Consider the following 17,797-nt stretch of genomic DNA (forward strand, 5'->3'; position numbering starts at 1 on the left):
ATACCCTAAATTATGATAGTTCTTTAAAAATAAATTATTAGTATGATTAAAAGCATTTAGTATTTTAACTTACGATATTTGAAAATTAAAATACAGGATAAAAAGGCAAAAGACAACTTACATATTTATATCAATAAGAATAAGTTACTAATAAAGACTTTCTATTAATGGAGGTATTTGTATGGGATATTATGTTAAAGTAGAATCAAATGTAAAACTTTACGTGGAAGATCTTAACCCAGAGGGGAAGAAGACAATCTTGTTTCTACACGGGTGGCCTGGTAGTCATAAATTGTTTGAATATCAGTTTAATCAGCTTCCTAAAATGGGATATAGATGTATTGGTATAGATCAGAGAGGATTTGGTAAATCAGATAAGCCTTATGAAGGTTACGACTACGATAGATTGTCAGACGATGTTAGATGTGTGGTTAATGCATTAGGGCTACATAATTTTACACTAGCAGGACACTCAACTGGAGGAGCCATAGCTATCAGATACATGTCTCGACATAAAGGATACGGAGTATCTAAACTTGCTCTTTTTGCTGCAGCAGCTCCTAGCCTTATCAAACGTCCAAATTTTCCATATGGTTTAGAAAAAGAGGAGGTTACTAAAATTATTGAGGGAACATATACTGATCGTCCAAAAATGTTGAGTGATTTTGGTGACATTTTTTTCTTTCAGTATATAACTAAACCATTCTCTGATTGGTTCTTGCAATTAGGTTTACAGGCAGCAGGTTGGTCAACAGCAGCTATTGCAAATACTTGGATAAATGAAGTGTTATTTACTGATCTAAGAGAAATTAATGTTCCAACCTTAATTATTCATGGAATTCATGACAAGGTTGTTCCATTTTCACTAGGCAAAGTACAAAATCAAAGTATTAAAAACTCAAAGCTTGTACCATTTGAATTTAGCGGTCACGCATCCTTTTATGATCAGCAAGAGAGATTTAACGAAGAATTGGTAAAATTTATTGAAGAATAAAGTTTTGTAGAATTAAATCTAGTATGGTATTGTAAAAATATATATAGCTTTAATGAGATTATTAATATTGATGAGTCTATTGGTAGTAGGACTATTTAAGATGAGTAAGGGAAGAGATTAAATTATAGGATAAACAAGGAGGAACGATTCGTTCCTCCTTATTTATGTGGGAAATAGAATTTACCAAGTTTTAGGTATGATGACAGTATTTTGGTAAAAATCAATTTTGGTATACCATTTACATTGATTAAAAATTATAGATAATTTTTAATTTACTCTTGTTATCATTGTATTTAATTATAGGCCCGGTGTAATATCTATCACATTTTAAAGCATTAAATACCATATTCATTAAAACTAATTTATACTCCTCATCATAACAATATAAATACAATCCTTCCTTTTTTAAAACATAAGAAATAGGAAATACTTCCATGACAGTATTTTCAAGCTGTAACTTTACAAAAGACTTTTCATCTATAGCATCCTCAATTACTTTATATATATCTTTTTTATTAACACTTTGGTCTTCATCTAAGTCTATTATAAATATTTCTTTTAATTTTTCTAATATTTTATTACATCTATCAGAGTCAACTAGCCTAAATTTTTCAATAAGATCTGTCTTTTTTAAGTCTGGTTTTATATGCTGAGAAATATATAGTGATAATATTAAATCTTTATAATCATTGTCAGTTAGTATATATTTAGCTATTATATAATTTTTATCTATTTCTACTCCGCCATTTACACCTCGATATGAAATTATAGGAATACCCAATAGTGATAATTTATCTAAATCTCTCTGTATAGTTTTTTCACATACATTAAACATCTCTGCTAAATTTTTTATTGTAGTTTTAGAGTTGATTTTTAATAGATAAAAAAGTATTTCTAATAATCTCATATCTTTCTCCTTTTAATCAATTACTTATTATTTTTTAGCCACTGAATAGCACAATAAGCATGCATTGCTGCTCCTGTAACCATTATATCCTCATTAAATACAACTTTATTATTATGCATAGGAAGTCCATATAGTGGATTTTCTTGTTCAGTACCTGCACCTAGCATAAAGTAAACACTTGGAACTTCATATGAGTAAGATGCAAAATCTTCAGAGCCCATACCTCCACCTTCAAATGAAACAACAGATTTTTCTCCAACTAAATCTTTTACATAGTTTCCAAGTTCATTAGCTAAATTTGTATCATTTGTAAGAGGTGGAACAGAAGATAATTCTATAAGTTGTGCTTGTCCTCTAAACATTTGTGCTGTTGAAGTTACTATTTCACTCATTCTATTAAATATAAATTCTCCTAATTCCTTATCTAAACTTCTTATTGTACCTTCCATAACAACTTCTTCAGGTATTATATTTGGAGCATCTCCACCAGCAAATTTACCAATTGTTAGTACTGCTGGTTTAGTTGGAGATATTTCTCTACTAATTATCTCTTGTAAAGATAAATATATATGAGAAGCAATATTTATAGGGTCTACACCTGTTTCAGGAAGAGCACCATGGCATCCAGTTCCTTTTACAACTATTCTAAATCTAATACATCCTGCTATACTAGTTCCTAATCCATATAATACAACATTTGAAGGTGTTCCAGAGTGAACATGCATAGCCATAGCAGCATCAACTTTAGGGTTTTCAAGTACACCTGCTTTTAACATATTTTTAGCCCCAGTAAATCCTTCCTCATCTGGTTGGAATACTAATTTAACTGTACCTTCAATTTGATTTTGGTTTTGTTTAAGTAGCTTAGCTGCTCCTAAAAGCATTGCAGTATGCATGTCATGACCGCAAGAATGCATACATCCATTTGTTGATTTAAAATCACACTCAGTAGCTTCATTCATTGGAAGTGCATCCATATCTGCTCTTAATAAAAATGTTTTTCCTGGTTTATTTCCTTGTATAGTAGCTATTATACCACTTTCACAAATTTCTTTTGGATTATATCCAAATGATTTTAATGTATTTATTACAAAAGCTTTTGTTTTAGGTAATTTAGCTCCAACTTCTGGATTACTATGAATTATTCTTCTATAATTTACTATTTCATCTTTTATTAAATCTGCTTGTTTTATAAAGTTATTCATATATTTGCACCTCTTTATTAATTTTGATAAAAAATTTGCTTATATCATATTTTTCACTATATACAGTAAAAAATTCCTTAATGTATAAAGTGTTTTTTTTAATATAAACCTTAAATAGGACATATATAGTCTGTTTTATAGATATTATTTATTTTTTTAGATAAAGTTAAACACATCAAATCGAATTATATTTTGTATTTTGGAAATAATAAAATAGATATTTATTAAGGAGGAAAACAAAATGCAAAGTGGGAATTTAAAATGTAATGCAACTGATTGTATACATAACATAAATTATGACTGTAAGGCAGGTGCCATACATGTAAGTGGGCTTGGTGCAGTAGAGGTTAAAGGGACTAGTTGTACAAGCTTTGTAGATAAAGAGAGTAGTAGTTTAGTAAATAGTTTAGCTGGAAGTCCTAATGAGAAAGAGTCATTTTTTAATAGTTCTAATAACAGTTTTGTAAATAGTACAGGTGATTCAACTACAAAACCATCTGATATAAAATGTGAGGCTCATAATTGTAGATATAATGAAAATAAAAAGTGCTATGCAGAATATGTTGAAATAGATAAAGTCGATGTATATTGTAATTCCTTTGATTATGGAGGACATATTTAATACTATAGAAAATACGCTTCTTAAAAATATTTATAGAAGCGTATTTTAAGTAGATATCTATAATAATTTGTTTTGATGTTTCTTTATCTGGTACAGAAAATAAAGCTATATAATTCTCTGGCATTTTAATTTCTGCCATACCTTTTAGTTGCCACTCTTTATATTTACATAGCCTTTGAATATAGTTTATGGCTTTTGCTGTATCTCCTCCACAAGTCATTACAAAGTAAACTTTGTTACTTCCTAAAAATTTTGTATTTTTTATAAAATCCGTAACAACTATTGGCAACCTTCATGCATAAGTAGGGCATACGAATACGAATGGTTTATCTGTTGATATTAATTCATCTGTTTTTCCTTCTTTTATAAGTTGATTTAGTGATATCAGTTCATCATTTAATTCTTGTGCAATTTTGCGAGCTACATATCGGCTATTACCAGTACCGCTAAAATATAAAATCATAATTATATCTCCCTAACTATTTTTTATTTTAAATATTAATCCTTTTTCTCTAATAAAGTAATTTATCCATAGATTGTATTTTAATAAATATAAAATTTACTAGTTTAAAAAAATTATAGCACATTAATATTTTTTAGATTTATTGGTAAAGAATTTGATTACCATTAAATTTTAATGCCTATTTAGGTTGTATAGATTTTATATTAAAATGTGAGTATACACTGTTAATCCTAAGCGATACCTTTAACAGCTGAGCCAGATTTAACAAATTAAAAATATATACTAATAGAAAATAAATAAGACAGATTTAAAATAAAAAATATATAATAGTATCTATTATTATATATTTATGCTATAATAAATATTGTAGAGATACAAAAGCAAGTCAAGAATATCTTGATGCAGGTTCAATAGGAGAAGTTATATGAATAACGGAATAGTAAAATGGTTTAATAATGAAAAAGGTTTTGGATTTATATCAGTTGAAGGTGGAGATGATGTTTTTGCTCATTTTTCGGCTATACAATCAGATGGATTCAAATCATTAGAAGAAGGTCAAAAAGTAAGCTTTAATATAGTTAAAGGGGCTAGAGGTCATCAAGCAGAAAATATAACTATATTATAATATATACATTGTTATTAGAAAGATTCCTTAGTGGGGTCTTTTTTATATTTATAACAGTATAAAGAGTTGAATATAATATTAATAATATTTAATATAGAAAATAATTTAAACTTAAAATCTACATTACTAGCAAACTTTAAATAAAATACTATATTAGTATACAGTACATCTTTAGAAAGATAAATCTAGTTAAATAGGCTAAGTTTTATTTTCATATATAAAATAAAAGAGGAGAGATAAAAGCATGTACAAAATTGGAGAATTTATTATTTATAGTAATTGTGGATTATGTGAAGTAGAGGATATAGGTCCACTTAATATTTCAGGTATTAACAATAAAAAGGATTATTACACGCTAAAACCAATATATGAAAATGGAAAAATATTCATACCAATAGATACAGATGTATTTATGAGAGCAATTTCTACGTATGAAGAAGTTCAACAATTAATAGATGGTATTTCTTCCATGGAGGAAATGGATTGTAATGAGAAAAATGTAAATTTATTGCAATCTAAATATAAACGTTTTATTAAAAACTATGAGTGTGTAGATTTATTAGCTGTAATATTAGGTGTTTATAAGAAGAAATATAATGGAAAAAAACTAGGTCAAGTAGATGAAAAGTTTATGAAATTAGCTAAAGGATTAATTAATGATGAATTTTCAATTGCCTTAGGAATATCTAGAGAAGAAGTAGAAAAATATATTAAAGAAAAAGTTAGAGATAGACAATACAATAACTAAAAATATAACTATTAATATTTATATAGATATATATACTAGAATATTATATTTAATAATACAATTGTAGATTTGATTGTTGAGAATTATCTTAAACATTGAAATCCACGAAAATACATTGACAATTTTGTCAATGTATTTTCGTTTTAGTGTATAAAGATTTTAAAAAAATAGTATAATTAATTTTAAGGGCATTTATTACAAATAGGGGGAAGTAACATGAGAAAATATAATAAAAATATGGGGATTATTTTATCGGGAGTAGTAATAGCTACGACTACACAAATCACAACACTATCATATGCATTAGAAGACGATAAAATCCAAACTAAACTAGAAAAAAACATAGAAGAAAAAGTTACACAATCTTCTGATTATGCAAAATCAGAGGTTGTAAAAGTAACAAATGAAGAAGAGTTAGTAGCAGCATTGAGAAATGAAAATATAAAAATAGTAGATATAAACAATGATATATTCATAAAGGGAGATTCAGAGTATGCATTCCATATAGACATACAAGGAAATGAAAAAGAAATAAAAGGAAATGGACATACAGTAAGTGGTAGCCAAACAGGTGTATCACTGAATACATATACAAATACAAAAATAGATAATTTAAAACTAAATCAAGTAGGAATATCTAATGGTTATAGAGTTAATTTAGATATAGTAAACAATAGTGAAATAAACAATGGAAGTACAAGTTTTTATGGGAACGTTACATTAGAAAATGTAAAAGTAAATAACACAATAATAAATAGTAACGAAAACTTAGTTATAAATTCAAGTAAAATGAAAAATAGCTCAATTAAACATTATGGCTCTAAGGGTACAATGGCAAAGATAATTAATACTGAAATAAATGGTAGTAAGGATATTGTAGAAGCTGGGAATAAAATCGATAAAACCTCAATATATTCAAGAGGAGGTAATATAGAATTAGAGAATGTAAGAATAATAAATCCAGGAAAGTACGCAATATATGCAGCAGGAAGTCACTCACCATATACAGTTGAACAAAAGATAAGAATAAAAGGAACATTAGAAATAGATGGTGCACAAAAAGAAGCAATATTGTTGAAGATGGAAGATGGTAGTAGTAAAAATATACCATTAGAGCTATATATAGATGGAGATATAAAGCAAAAAGGGGGTACATATACAGTAAAGGCAGAAAATGAAGGTACATATACTAAGGTATATTATGATGATAGCAAAATAGAAAAAGGAACTGATAAATGGTCAAATTCGTATTACAATACGAAAAATAGAGAAGGAAATAAGCCACAGCTTCCGAATCATGAAAATCAAGTTGTAATAGTAACAAATGAAGTAGAATTACGAAGAGCATTAGAAGATCCAGATGTAAAATCAGTATACATAGGGAATGATATAGTCATAGATGGATATCCAAACCGTTGGAACGATTTTAATATAAAAGGAAATGAAAAAGAAATAAAAGGAAATGGATTCACAGTAAGGAATACCCTAGGATCAAACTTCTTCTATGCATATGCAAATACAAAAATAGATAATTTAAAGCTAGATAGAGCAAGAATATTCACTGTAGAAGGAAAAGAAGTAGATATAGTAAATAATAGTGAAATGAACAATTTAGCAATAGATTTGGATGGAAATGTATCATTAAAAAATGTAAAACTAAATAACACATCAATATATGGTACTGGAAATTTAGCTGTGAATTCAAGTAAATTAAAAAATAGCTCGATTTCAATATCAGCTTATAAAGAAAAAGTTGGAATAGCGAAGATAATCAGTACTGAAATAAGTGGTAGTGAGATATATGCTGATGCACCAATAAAATTAGGTGGAGGTAGTGTAGAATTAGAAAATGTAAAAATGATAAATCCAGAAAATCATGCAATATATGCAAAGGGAAGACAAGAAGCTAGGGCTAAAATAAGAATAAAAGGAACATTAGAGATAGATGGTGCAAAAAAAGATGCAATAGTTCTGAAAAAAGGCGATAATAGTAGTACAGATAATCCAGTAGAGCTATATATAGATGGAGATATAAAGCAAAAGGGAGATACATACACAATAAAGGCAGAAGATGAAGGTAAATATACTAAGGTATATTATGATGATAATAAAATAAAAAAAGTAATTGATAAGTGGTCACATACTTATTATAGTACGAAAAATAGAGAAGGAAAAGAACCACAGTCTGTCGTATATGAAAATAAGCTGGTTGGAGATGATAGATATAAAACAGCTGTAAAAGTAAGTAATGAAGGGTGGACTAGTGCAAATGATGTAGTAATAGTAAATTCAAATTCAATAGCAGATGCACTTAGTGCAACACCATTTGCAAAATGTGAAGATGCACCAATACTTCTAACAGGACCAGATAAATTAAATAGTGAAACTAAAAAAGAAATATCAAGACTTAAAGCTAAAAATATTTATGTAATAGGTGGAGAAAGCTCTGTATCAAATTCAGTTATAAAAGAACTAAAGTCTATGAACCTTAGTGTAGAGAGGATAAGTGGAAAAGATAGATATGAGACATCTTTAGCGGTGGCTAAAAAATTAAATGAGTGGTCATCACATATACAAGAAATAGCAGTTGTTAATGGAGTAACCGGACTTCCTGATGCAATAAGTATTGCTCCAGTTGCAGGGGATAGATATATGCCAATAGTATTAGCATCACCAAATGAAGGAACTAAGGTATTTGATCAATATATAAAAGATAACGAGGTATCAAAATCTTACGTTATAGGAAGTGAAGCATCTATATCAAATGAGATAGCTAATAAACTACCAAATCCAGAAAGATTAGGTGGAATAGATAGAAATGAAACTAATGCAGCTATATTAGAAAAGTTTTATACAAATGAAGAATTAAATAACATATTTATTGCTAAAAATGGAATGAAGAAGCCAGATGATTTAATAGATGCACTTTCAGTAGGGGTGCTAGCATCTAAAGAAAAGTCACCAGTAGTTATAGTAGGAAATGATTTAAATGCTAAGCAAGAAAGTATACTATCCAAAAAACAACCAGGCAAAATAACTAAGGTTGGTGGAAATGGAAATGAAAATGCATTTAATAAATTAGTAAATATGTTTAAGAATTAATTTGGAGATAATATTATAATCGAGGGTATTATTCCTACGAATCGTCTTTAACATTGAAATTTACGAAAAAGCTATTGATAATTTATCAATAGCTTTTTAATTTTATATAAAAAATATATCTCTAGATAATAGAAGATAGTTGTTATTTTTCACATTATAAATAAGTTTTTGTTTATTTATTATTAATATAGTATAATTAAAAAGAAATCGATTAAATCACTCTTATTCTATTAGTAAGAGTGCTTTCTTACGTCTAAGAAGGCTATATTTAGACTAAGATTAAGAAAAAAGCTATAAAACTTTAAAAGTAGCAACTAATAATATACGATAGAAATGAGGTTTAAAGTGAAAAAATTTAAGTCTTTTAAGACAATAATTCTAACAATTTTAATATTAGCACTAACATCTGTTAGTAGTTTAGCTAATGCCCAAGATAACACAGGTCAAATCCAAGGAATAGTTGCTCAGTCAGCAATAGTTATGGATATGGATACTGGTGAAATTATAGCATCAAAAAATGCCGATAAGCAGATGCCTGTAGCAAGTACTATAAAATTACTAACATCATTAATTTATGCAGAAAATACTTCAAAGTCAGAGCAGATTTCGTTTACTGAAGATGCACTTAAAACTACTCAAACTGCATTAAATAACTTTAAAAAAGTTAATCCAGGAGATAAAATTTCAAGTGATGATCTTATGAAAGCCGTTATGATTTTTTCTGCTAATGATGCTGCATATTTAATGGCAGACTCTGTAGCTGGAAATACTAAAGATTTCGTAAAGATGATGAACGACAGAGCAAAGTCTATGGGATTAAAAGATACACATGTAGTAAATCCATGTGGATTAGAAAGCAATGCTCTAAATCCAGAAAATAAAGAAATAAACTTATCAAGTGCATATGATATAGCAATAATTGCAAGAGAAGCTTTTAAGAATGAATGGATTAGAGATACAATATCAGAAAAAAATAAAAAGGTAACTGTTAACCTAGCAGGATCATCTGTTATTATTGAAACAAGAAATAAAATGCTTGGCCAACATGGCAATATAGGTGGAAAGACAGGAAATGAAGCTAAAGCAGGTCGCTGCTTTGTTGGTTTCTTTGAAAGAGATGGTAGAAAATTAGTTACAGTTGCTCTTAATTCTGTGTATGGGGCAAATGATGTAGATGTATTTAATGATACAAAGATAATTGCAGATGATGGATATAATGCTAAAAAGCAAATATTTAAAAAAGCTGGAGAAAAGATTGATACTCTAAAATTAGAGTACAAGTTATTTGGGTTATTCGGGCCTAAAAAGACTGTAGATGCTCCAATTGTAGTATCAAAAGATATAATGTATTATAAAAATCCTATCAATGATAAAAATGCAAAAATAGAATATAACACTAAAGATAAAAATGCATGGAAATTAGCAGATAAAGAAGTAGAGCTAACATTTTCATTACCAAATTATAAAGCAAAGGTACCAGGAAAAGTGGATATATCATTATTTGATTTAATTAAAGCTAATATAGTACCATATGGTATTTTTGTTGCTGTTGTAGGAGTTGTTTTAGCAGTGTCTATAATATTGTATAGGAAAATATCTACAAATAGAATGCGTAAAAGAAAAGGATATATATTTTATAAAAAATAAATATAAAAAGCACATTGATTAATTAGTCAATGTGTTTTTTATATTTAAGAATAAAAATTTTGTATTAGCTAGTATTGAGTATAATGGTGCCAAATAAAGAAAAAGCCTCATAGGATATTATAAGAAAGTAAATTTAGAGGTGAAGTATGAAAGAATATAAAAGACAACAACAAAATTTATATAAGTATACCTTAGCTAACACTAATCTAAGAGAAGAAAAGTCTACTTCTTCAAATGTAATCACTGTAATACCTGCAAGGTCTAAGGTTCAAGTTATTGAAGCTGAAGAATATTGGTATGAAGTATTATATAATGGAAAAAGAGGATATATATATAGTGATTATTTATCCAAAACGAAATATACATGGACAGATGTTACTTTAAGATCTTATCCATCTGCTGAATCAAATCCAGTAACTACAATTCCTCCAAAATCTATAGTACAAGTTCTGTCTGTAAATGGAGATTGGAGTCATGTTATGTATAATAATCAAGAAGGATATATATTTAGCTATTTCCTTTCTGATGATGGAAACCCACCTAAAGAATATGATTTTAAGTACTTTTACACAGATATGACAAAGTTTGTAAATGATAATAAAATTAAAAGCCCCACTACAAATTTAATTACAACAGATTTAAAAAATAAGCTTACTTATATATTTGAAAAAAATTATGATGGTTCCTGGAAATTACTGTATAAGTGGTCATGTACAGTAGGAAAACCTAGTACACCAACTATTAAGGGAACTTTTTATGTTAGCGGTAGAAAGCCTTACTTTGGTTCTGATATTTATAGGGTAAAATACGCTACTAGAATCCGAGGTAGCTACTATTATCATTCAATTTTATTTAATGCAGCAGGAACTGAAATAATTGATGATAGACTTGGTATGGCTTTGAGCCATGGATGTGTTAGATTAGCTACAGAAAATGCTAGGTGGATTTATAATAATGTATTAGATAAAACTACTATAATTATAAACTAACTGATAATTTAAATTCATTTTAATTTCTTTAAGTCTATAATTTTCAGATAATATTATCAATATAAGATATATTTGAATATAGATTAAGTATAAGGCTTAATATTTATAAGAAGGAGGAACTAATCGTTCCTCCTTGATTTATATGTCATTAAAAATTGAGAATAAATATAGTTAGATAATATATTTTATACTTTTTACACATCCATCTCTTATATTATATAAGTATCACTAAATCCTTTTGATATAGCTTTGTTTTTAAAATTTATAGCATTTTCACTATCCTCAAAAGCTCCTATACATACACGATATAGTTTTTTATTATTCATTTCCTTATTTACAAAAGACAAAAGCTCATTAGATATTGTATTTGCTATATTTTCCAGGAAATAACTATTAGATAGATTTTTCTCAAATTCTATATTTGATATAAAATCTATTTCTATTAATAGTGCAGGCATTATTGTTTTTCTAAGTACATAAAAGTCTTTTGATATTTTCACTCCTCGATTTTTAGTATTTATTGATTTTGATAGAGAATTACAAATGTTTTTAGATAGGTTATATAGTTTTGAATTTTTGTCGTATACCCATACTTCGCATCCTCTTACTGATTTATTGATTGATGAATTTAGGTGGATACTTATAAAGTAATTACATTTTTCTTTATTTGCCTTATTTACTCTTTCTTCTAGTGTGTGGTATGTATCATTTGTTCTACTTGTTATTATAGTTTCATTTGATTTTTCTAATGTATTTTTTATTAAGTTTCCTAGCTTTAAGACTACGTCGCTTTCTTTTGAAAACTCTCCCAATGCTCCTGGGTCTTTGCCACCATGACCAAAGTCTAAGTACCATTTCATATTATCAACTCCTTTTTATTAGATTCTATTAGAGAGAGTCTTTAAGTTAAATTAATATATGTGTATGAGTTTAGTTTGTCCTTAAAAAACAAATTGTATGGTTACAATTAATATTGAGAATTTTTATAAACACAAATATAATTAACTTATAAGATACTAAAAATTTGGAGGGAGTAAAATGGATAATAAAACTAAAAAAATTGTAATAAATGGACTTATGATAGCCTTAGTATGCCTTGCTACAATGACTATTCAAATTCCAATACCTGGAACACAAGGATATGTAAATGTAGGTGATAGTGTAATATTTATTTCATCAATTTTATTTGGACCATTTACAGGAATGATTGCAGGGGGAGTAGGTTCAGCACTAGCAGATATTTTAAGTGGATATTCTCATTGGGCATTATTTACTCTTATTATAAAAGGTTTAGAAGGATATATAGTAGGTGTTACTATATTAAAAAGACATACAATAATAAATATGGTTTCTTCAACTTTACTAGGAAGTATAGTTATGGTAATTGGTTACTTTTTAGCAGGCATATTATTAAATGGAGGTGTTTTAGTTTCAGCAGGTTCTATACCAGCAAACATAGTTCAAGGAATAACAAGTATAGTTATAGCAGTTCCTATTACTTGCTCTTTAAGAAAAACAAGTTATGTAAAGCGTCTTAATGCTCAACACTAAAAATAAAGCCAAGGATTTTTATCCTTGGCTATTTTTATTATATTAAGCTAATTATAAAGAAGAAGGATATAAAAAAGAATTGATATAATAGTTTACAAAATTAATTTTTTAGCATACCATATGATTAAAAGTGAATATGATAATTTGATGAAGGAGATTTTATGAAGATAATACGAATGTTAAAGGCTCTAGGAGATGAAACTAGAATAAGAATAGTCAATATTTTAAGAGAAGGTCCATTATGCGTTTGTGAAATTGAATCAATACTTAGAATTACACAATCTAATGCATCTAGGCATTTGAATAAGTTAATGAATGCTAATATAGTTACTTATTACAAAGAGGCAAAATATGTGTATTATAAATTAGATGAAAAAACTTTAAAAAAATATAACTTTATAAAAGTTTTTTTAGAAAATGAATTAGATAAAGAGGAAAAATTAAAATATGACTATGATATTTTAACAGCCTATAAAGATGCTGGATTAAATTGTGAAAATGTATCTAAAGTTAAAGATATAATTTGTAAAATTAACAAAAGAAAATCACTTTAGGAGGGAAGAACATGAGAATAGCAGTAATATCAGATATACACAGTAATATATATGCACTTGATAAAGTTTTATTAGATATTGACAAAAAAAATGTAGATATGATAGTATGCACAGGTGATCTAGTAGGATATGGAACTCGACCAAATGAAGTTATACATAGGATAAAGGAAGAAAATATACTTACTATAATGGGAAATTATGATGATGCTATAGGAAACTCTAAAATAGTATGTGGATGTGATTATCCAGATCCTAAAGATGCTCATAATGCTGGACTTTCAATGCATTTTACAGGGAAAGAAATAACTGAAGAAAATAAAAAATATTTAAGAAATCTTCCGAAAGAAGTAGTATTAATTTTTAACAATAAAACTATAAGATTTGTTCATGGAAGTACTAGAGTAATAAATGAATACTTAAAGGAAAACTCTAAAGAAGCAGATGAAGTTATGAACGAGTTGGTAGAGGATATATTAGTTTGTGGTCATACGCACATACCATATGCAAAGTATTATGGAGAAAAATTACTTGTAAATGCAGGAAGTGTAGGAAAGCCAAAAACTAATAGACCTGATGCAAATTATGTAATTATAGATATAAAAAATGATGATGAGTTAGCAAAAACGTATTCAAGTGTTGAAGTTGAAATAATTGAAGTAGAATATAATTTTGAGAAACTAGCAAAAGAAATTGAGGAAAATGAAATACTTCCAAATAAATTTGCAAGACTTATAAGAGAGGGTAACTCAAAATAAATCTATATTTAAGATAATATATTTATATTAAATATAAGTAAACATATTCATAAATTTGAATATGTTTATATAAGTAAGAAGTATTTGTTGAAGTAGCAAATAAAACCAGATACTAGTTTGTAAAATAAAATTATATAGAAGGTGAATAATTGTGAGAATAGAGATTTTTGAATCAATGAATTATGGAATACAAGGTTTAACGGATACATCTAAGGATATGAAAGCTTCAAAATTTTATCAAGATTTAAATATGTTAAAGTCTCAATATAACGATATAGAAGTTTTAACTTATAAGGTGGATGTATATGGAGCTAGACCTAAAAAAATAGATTTTTTAATAAATACAGGTGGAAATAAATTAGTCAAGGAAATGAGCAATAAAAAGTTACCCATAATATTTATAAATGATGAGATTATCAAATGTGGAGAATATCCAAATATAGAAGAAATTAAAGCGTATATACAAGCTAGTAATTAGTTTTAAATATAAAATCAGAAAAATAAGAATAAGGAGGAGCGATTCGTTCCTTATTTTTATTTGCATAATATGTAAAAATATAATTGAAAGATTAAAAAAGCAATATATGAAAGGTATATAAAGTATTATGGAAAAAGAAATAATATTCTTGTTTAATTAATTTTAAAAATTAATATATGTGTATATATTTGATATAAATCGTAACTATTATATCTAACCTAATCTATTATATAATTATAAATAAAAGGGGAGATTTATATGTCAAATATTAAAAATGATTGTAATATTATTCAAAATCATATAAAAAAATCAAAGTCTAATCTAAGTGTATTTATGTATACAACTAACGCAATTATGTTTATGCTAATGACACCTTTTGTTAAACTTCATGAGAAACACTTTAATAAAGTTGAAGAATATGTAAGTATCCTTAATGATTATTGTAAAGAAAATAATTTAGATATAAAATTTGATAATTTTTATGAGGTTCAAAACTCATCTATTATGTACAGTCAAACACAGTTAGGGTCATTAACAATTAAACAATATGAAGCAAGAATAAAATATTTAAATACTCTTAACGAGAATATTGAGTCTTTAAAAGGGTGTATATAAATAATTGTGAATCGTAATTAAATTATTTATATATTTTTATAACTTAATAACATAAATAAAAAGTGATTTAGAATAATTTCTAGTCACTTTTTTTATTTAACTAAACATTTTTAAAAGGTCTTATTTTACAATATATTAAATGAAAAAATTAATATATTAATATATTTAACTGTAAATTCTACCAAAAAAATATAAAAAAATTAATAAGACGACTAAAAATGGCAAATTTCGACAAGGTAGATATGTATAATTAATATGGTGAAAATCAAAATAACAATATCTGGTATTCAATAAAGAAAAGGAGATAAAGTATGAACATAGTAAAATTAGGATTTTTCGGATATGAAAATATGGGAAAAGAACATGAAGGATTCAATCACTTCTTAGGAACTAATGAAGAAATAATATACTCATTTAAAGGAATAAGAGATGAACTTGTATTTACAGACAAAAGAGTAATAATGCTTAATATCCAAGGATTAACAGGAAAGAAAAAAGAATTTAGGTTTTTCCATTACAACAAAATAAACAGCTATGCAATAGAGAGTTCTGGAAGTTTTGATTTAGATAGTGAAGTTAAGTTAGTAATAGGTAGTGTTCAATATGAGTTTGAACTAGGCAAAGGCATAGATGTAATGGCTATAGGTAGATTAATAAGTGATGCAGTATAAAAATTTTTAAATAGGAATAATAAATTTTGTATTAAGGAGAGCAATTATATGAATAAGTTTTTAACTAAAATTAGGGAAATGGGTGCAAAGAAAGTAATAAGCTATATAGTTACATTTGTAGTAGCAATTTTCCTAGGAATAGGTATGGGAGCATCTGGTATGGTATCAAAAGCTGACTATGACGAATTAAAATCAAAGTATGATAAAGTAAGTAATGAACTAGAAAGCTCAAAGAACACAGTAAATGAATTACAAGCAAAAGTAGATGAAGCAAAGCCATTTTTCGAAATGAAAGATGCAGAAAAAGAGGCTATGAAAATAGAAACTCATAAAAAAGAAGAAGAAAATAAAAAAGAGCAAGAAAGAATAGCCAAAGAGAAGAAAAAAGAAGAAGAAGCAAAAAAACAAGCTGAATTAGATGCAAGAAGTATAACTTTAGGAAATGGAACTTATTTAGTAGGTAAGGATATACCAGAAGGTGTATATGATTTATATGCTGTAAAAGGTGGAGGAAATGTAATGTCATCTGACTTTAGAGTAAATCTAATAATGGGCGTAAGTGGAAATGATGATTTTTATCAAAGAGAAGAACAAAATGTAGTATTAAAGGATGGCACTAATATAGAGCTAAAGGGAGTTACAATAAAATTTGTTCCAGATGATGGGTACGTTATAAATAACTAATAAAAAAAGAGGAACGAATCGTTCCTCTTTTTTTATTTGGATGTGTTATATACTAGAGATAAAATTTATAGTAGGAGTAAAATGCTTATAAATTTAAGATTATTCATTTAATATGCAGATAAACTGGAATTTATATATTTTTTCATTATATAATTCGTTAGCCTTATACCATTTCTCTCAACAAATTGTTTTTTTATTACTTTATATCTACGCTTTTCAAAAAATGGTTTTGTAGTTATGGATGAATGAGTTATAATGTATTCTACATGGTATCGCTTTTCTAATTTATCGCAAAGAGCAGTAGCAATACCAATGTTTTGATAATCCTTATGTACATATAATCTATCTAGATATCCTTCATTATTAATATCACCAAAGCCAATTATCATATTATTTTCTTCTGCAACCAATGTATAGTTATTTAAAAAAGATTTATCCCATTTATAAATATCAATATTTCCTGTAGCCCATACATTTAATTGTTCTTGTGTATAGTCTTTTGCATTAATGAAATGAACAGTATTATAAAACAAATCTGCTATTTTATCACAATCACTTGATTTATATTCCCTTATCTTCATATTTCTTTTCCTCCGAAATTTCTATTTAATTTAAATACATACTTGGTCTTTATTAAATATCTTTTTAAAACTTTATATATCTATATTACAACTTAATTTAAAAAAAGTAATTAATTATCAACAATTATTTAAAATAGAGCAAAATAAAAAAAGACCAGTTTTTTCTAGTCTTTTTATTGTTTATAATTTTATATATTATTTAGTATAACAAGTTTATATTTTAAGTTATTAATTGGTTAATTACAATATTTTTCAATACTATTTAAAATTCAAAGATAAATAGTTTTTCAAGGGGAGTATTTAACTCCTTTGAAATTCTAACAGCTAATTCAAGTGAAGGATTGTACTTTGCATTTTCTAAGCGAGCTATAGTTTATCTTCTAACATTAACTTTATTAGCTAATTCTTCTTGGGTTAATTCATTAAATTGACGATACTTTTTTTAATTACTAATAAACTTTGCCATAATTTTAGTTTCCTGTATCAAATTTATAAGTTAAAAATGCCACCTGTTAATGTGATATATTGATATCTCTATATTACATATATATCACACTCATTTTATATTATGACTTAAATTTAAAAAATACATCTTAATAAATATTA

General features: G+C 26.8%; 19 protein-coding genes and 1 pseudogene. 14 read left to right on the forward strand and 6 right to left on the reverse strand.

Annotated elements, in window-relative coordinates:
* Window positions 1–181 precede the first annotated feature (181 nt).
* Window positions 182–994, forward strand: coding sequence for an alpha/beta hydrolase (locus tag ABCP60_RS02680; RefSeq protein ID WP_343101185.1), 813 nt, complete (start codon window positions 182–184; stop codon window positions 992–994).
* A gap of 247 nt (window positions 995–1,241) precedes the next feature.
* Here the strand turns inward: ABCP60_RS02680 and ABCP60_RS02685 are convergent, their stop codons facing one another.
* Both ABCP60_RS02685 and ABCP60_RS02690 read right to left on the reverse strand, forming a co-directional pair.
* Entirely contained in the window at window positions 1,242–1,901 is a 660-nt protein-coding gene (locus ABCP60_RS02685; protein ID WP_343101186.1) for an HTH domain-containing protein, read from the reverse strand.
* Between the two features lie 20 nt (window positions 1,902–1,921).
* Window positions 1,922–3,106, reverse strand: coding sequence for a M20 family metallopeptidase (locus ABCP60_RS02690; RefSeq protein ID WP_195237037.1), 1,185 nt, complete (start codon window positions 3,104–3,106; stop codon window positions 1,922–1,924).
* 241 nt (window positions 3,107–3,347) lie between these two features.
* Here ABCP60_RS02690 and ABCP60_RS02695 point away from each other — a divergent pair, with 241 nt between their 5' ends.
* On the forward strand, window positions 3,348–3,728 hold the full coding sequence (locus tag ABCP60_RS02695) for a DUF1540 domain-containing protein (protein WP_166505179.1): 381 nt from the start codon (window positions 3,348–3,350) through the stop codon (window positions 3,726–3,728).
* A 292-nt stretch (window positions 3,729–4,020) separates the two neighbouring features.
* Here ABCP60_RS02695 and ABCP60_RS02700 read toward each other — a convergent pair whose 3' ends face one another.
* Window positions 4,021–4,191, reverse strand: a complete 171-nt coding sequence (locus tag ABCP60_RS02700; protein WP_334293981.1) for a flavodoxin domain-containing protein — start codon at window positions 4,189–4,191, stop codon at window positions 4,021–4,023.
* Window positions 4,192–4,615: 424 nt separating this feature from the next.
* Here ABCP60_RS02700 and ABCP60_RS02705 point away from each other — a divergent pair, with 424 nt between their 5' ends.
* From ABCP60_RS02705 to ABCP60_RS02725, 5 genes are all read left to right on the forward strand, one after another.
* Complete coding sequence (locus ABCP60_RS02705; protein WP_343101187.1) at window positions 4,616–4,816, forward strand: cold-shock protein; 201 nt, start codon at window positions 4,616–4,618, stop codon at window positions 4,814–4,816.
* A 244-nt stretch (window positions 4,817–5,060) separates the two neighbouring features.
* Entirely contained in the window at window positions 5,061–5,564 is a 504-nt protein-coding gene (locus ABCP60_RS02710) for a CarD family transcriptional regulator (RefSeq protein ID WP_092926411.1), read from the forward strand.
* Between the two features lie 216 nt (window positions 5,565–5,780).
* The gene (locus ABCP60_RS02715) at window positions 5,781–8,666 is read left to right on the forward strand and encodes a cell wall-binding repeat-containing protein (protein ID WP_343101188.1); all 2,886 of its coding nucleotides are present in this window, start codon (window positions 5,781–5,783) and stop codon (window positions 8,664–8,666) included.
* A gap of 345 nt (window positions 8,667–9,011) precedes the next feature.
* Complete coding sequence (locus ABCP60_RS02720; protein ID WP_343101189.1) at window positions 9,012–10,313, forward strand: serine hydrolase; 1,302 nt, start codon at window positions 9,012–9,014, stop codon at window positions 10,311–10,313.
* A gap of 146 nt (window positions 10,314–10,459) precedes the next feature.
* Window positions 10,460–11,302, forward strand: a complete 843-nt coding sequence (locus ABCP60_RS02725) for an SH3 domain-containing protein (protein WP_195928418.1) — start codon at window positions 10,460–10,462, stop codon at window positions 11,300–11,302.
* A gap of 209 nt (window positions 11,303–11,511) precedes the next feature.
* On the opposite strand, the gene ABCP60_RS02730 is transcribed toward ABCP60_RS02725, so the two are convergent.
* The gene (locus tag ABCP60_RS02730; RefSeq protein ID WP_343101190.1) at window positions 11,512–12,162 is read right to left on the reverse strand and encodes an N-acetylmuramoyl-L-alanine amidase; all 651 of its coding nucleotides are present in this window, start codon (window positions 12,160–12,162) and stop codon (window positions 11,512–11,514) included.
* A 178-nt stretch (window positions 12,163–12,340) separates the two neighbouring features.
* Between ABCP60_RS02730 and ABCP60_RS02735 the strand changes: the two genes are divergently transcribed.
* The 7 genes from ABCP60_RS02735 to ABCP60_RS02765 all read left to right on the forward strand — a co-directional run bounded on the left by ABCP60_RS02735 (window position 12,341) and on the right by ABCP60_RS02765 (window position 16,610).
* Entirely contained in the window at window positions 12,341–12,853 is a 513-nt protein-coding gene (locus tag ABCP60_RS02735) for an ECF transporter S component (protein ID WP_343101191.1), read from the forward strand.
* 161 nt (window positions 12,854–13,014) lie between these two features.
* On the forward strand, window positions 13,015–13,407 hold the full coding sequence (locus ABCP60_RS02740) for a metalloregulator ArsR/SmtB family transcription factor (RefSeq protein WP_092926401.1): 393 nt from the start codon (window positions 13,015–13,017) through the stop codon (window positions 13,405–13,407).
* An 11-nt stretch (window positions 13,408–13,418) separates the two neighbouring features.
* Window positions 13,419–14,162: a metallophosphoesterase family protein gene (locus tag ABCP60_RS02745; protein WP_195581001.1), complete on the forward strand. Its 744-nt coding sequence runs from the start codon at window positions 13,419–13,421 to the stop codon at window positions 14,160–14,162.
* Between the two features lie 151 nt (window positions 14,163–14,313).
* Complete coding sequence (locus ABCP60_RS02750; RefSeq protein ID WP_092926397.1) at window positions 14,314–14,640, forward strand: arsenic metallochaperone ArsD family protein; 327 nt, start codon at window positions 14,314–14,316, stop codon at window positions 14,638–14,640.
* A gap of 258 nt (window positions 14,641–14,898) precedes the next feature.
* Window positions 14,899–15,255 (forward strand): hypothetical protein, encoded by a 357-nt coding sequence (locus tag ABCP60_RS02755; RefSeq protein WP_092926395.1) that lies wholly within the window; start codon window positions 14,899–14,901, stop codon window positions 15,253–15,255.
* Between the two features lie 311 nt (window positions 15,256–15,566).
* On the forward strand, window positions 15,567–15,926 hold the full coding sequence (locus ABCP60_RS02760; protein ID WP_092926393.1) for a PH domain-containing protein: 360 nt from the start codon (window positions 15,567–15,569) through the stop codon (window positions 15,924–15,926).
* 48 nt (window positions 15,927–15,974) lie between these two features.
* Window positions 15,975–16,610, forward strand: a complete 636-nt coding sequence (locus ABCP60_RS02765) for a hypothetical protein (RefSeq protein ID WP_092926391.1) — start codon at window positions 15,975–15,977, stop codon at window positions 16,608–16,610.
* A gap of 107 nt (window positions 16,611–16,717) precedes the next feature.
* Here ABCP60_RS02765 and ABCP60_RS02770 read toward each other — a convergent pair whose 3' ends face one another.
* Together ABCP60_RS02770 and ABCP60_RS02775 are read right to left on the reverse strand one after the other, a co-directional pair.
* Window positions 16,718–17,191, reverse strand: coding sequence for a GNAT family N-acetyltransferase (locus tag ABCP60_RS02770; protein WP_343101192.1), 474 nt, complete (start codon window positions 17,189–17,191; stop codon window positions 16,718–16,720).
* Window positions 17,192–17,453: 262 nt separating this feature from the next.
* Window positions 17,454–17,657 (reverse strand): annotated as a pseudogene (locus ABCP60_RS02775) (helix-turn-helix domain-containing protein).
* Window positions 17,658–17,797 lie beyond the last annotated feature (140 nt).

Origin of the sequence: Romboutsia sp. MSSM.1001216sp_RTP31141st1_G3_RTP31141_220114, assembly GCF_039031195.1 — a bacterium.
In the GTDB taxonomy this organism is placed as follows: domain Bacteria; phylum Bacillota; class Clostridia; order Peptostreptococcales; family Peptostreptococcaceae; genus Romboutsia_C; species Romboutsia_C hominis.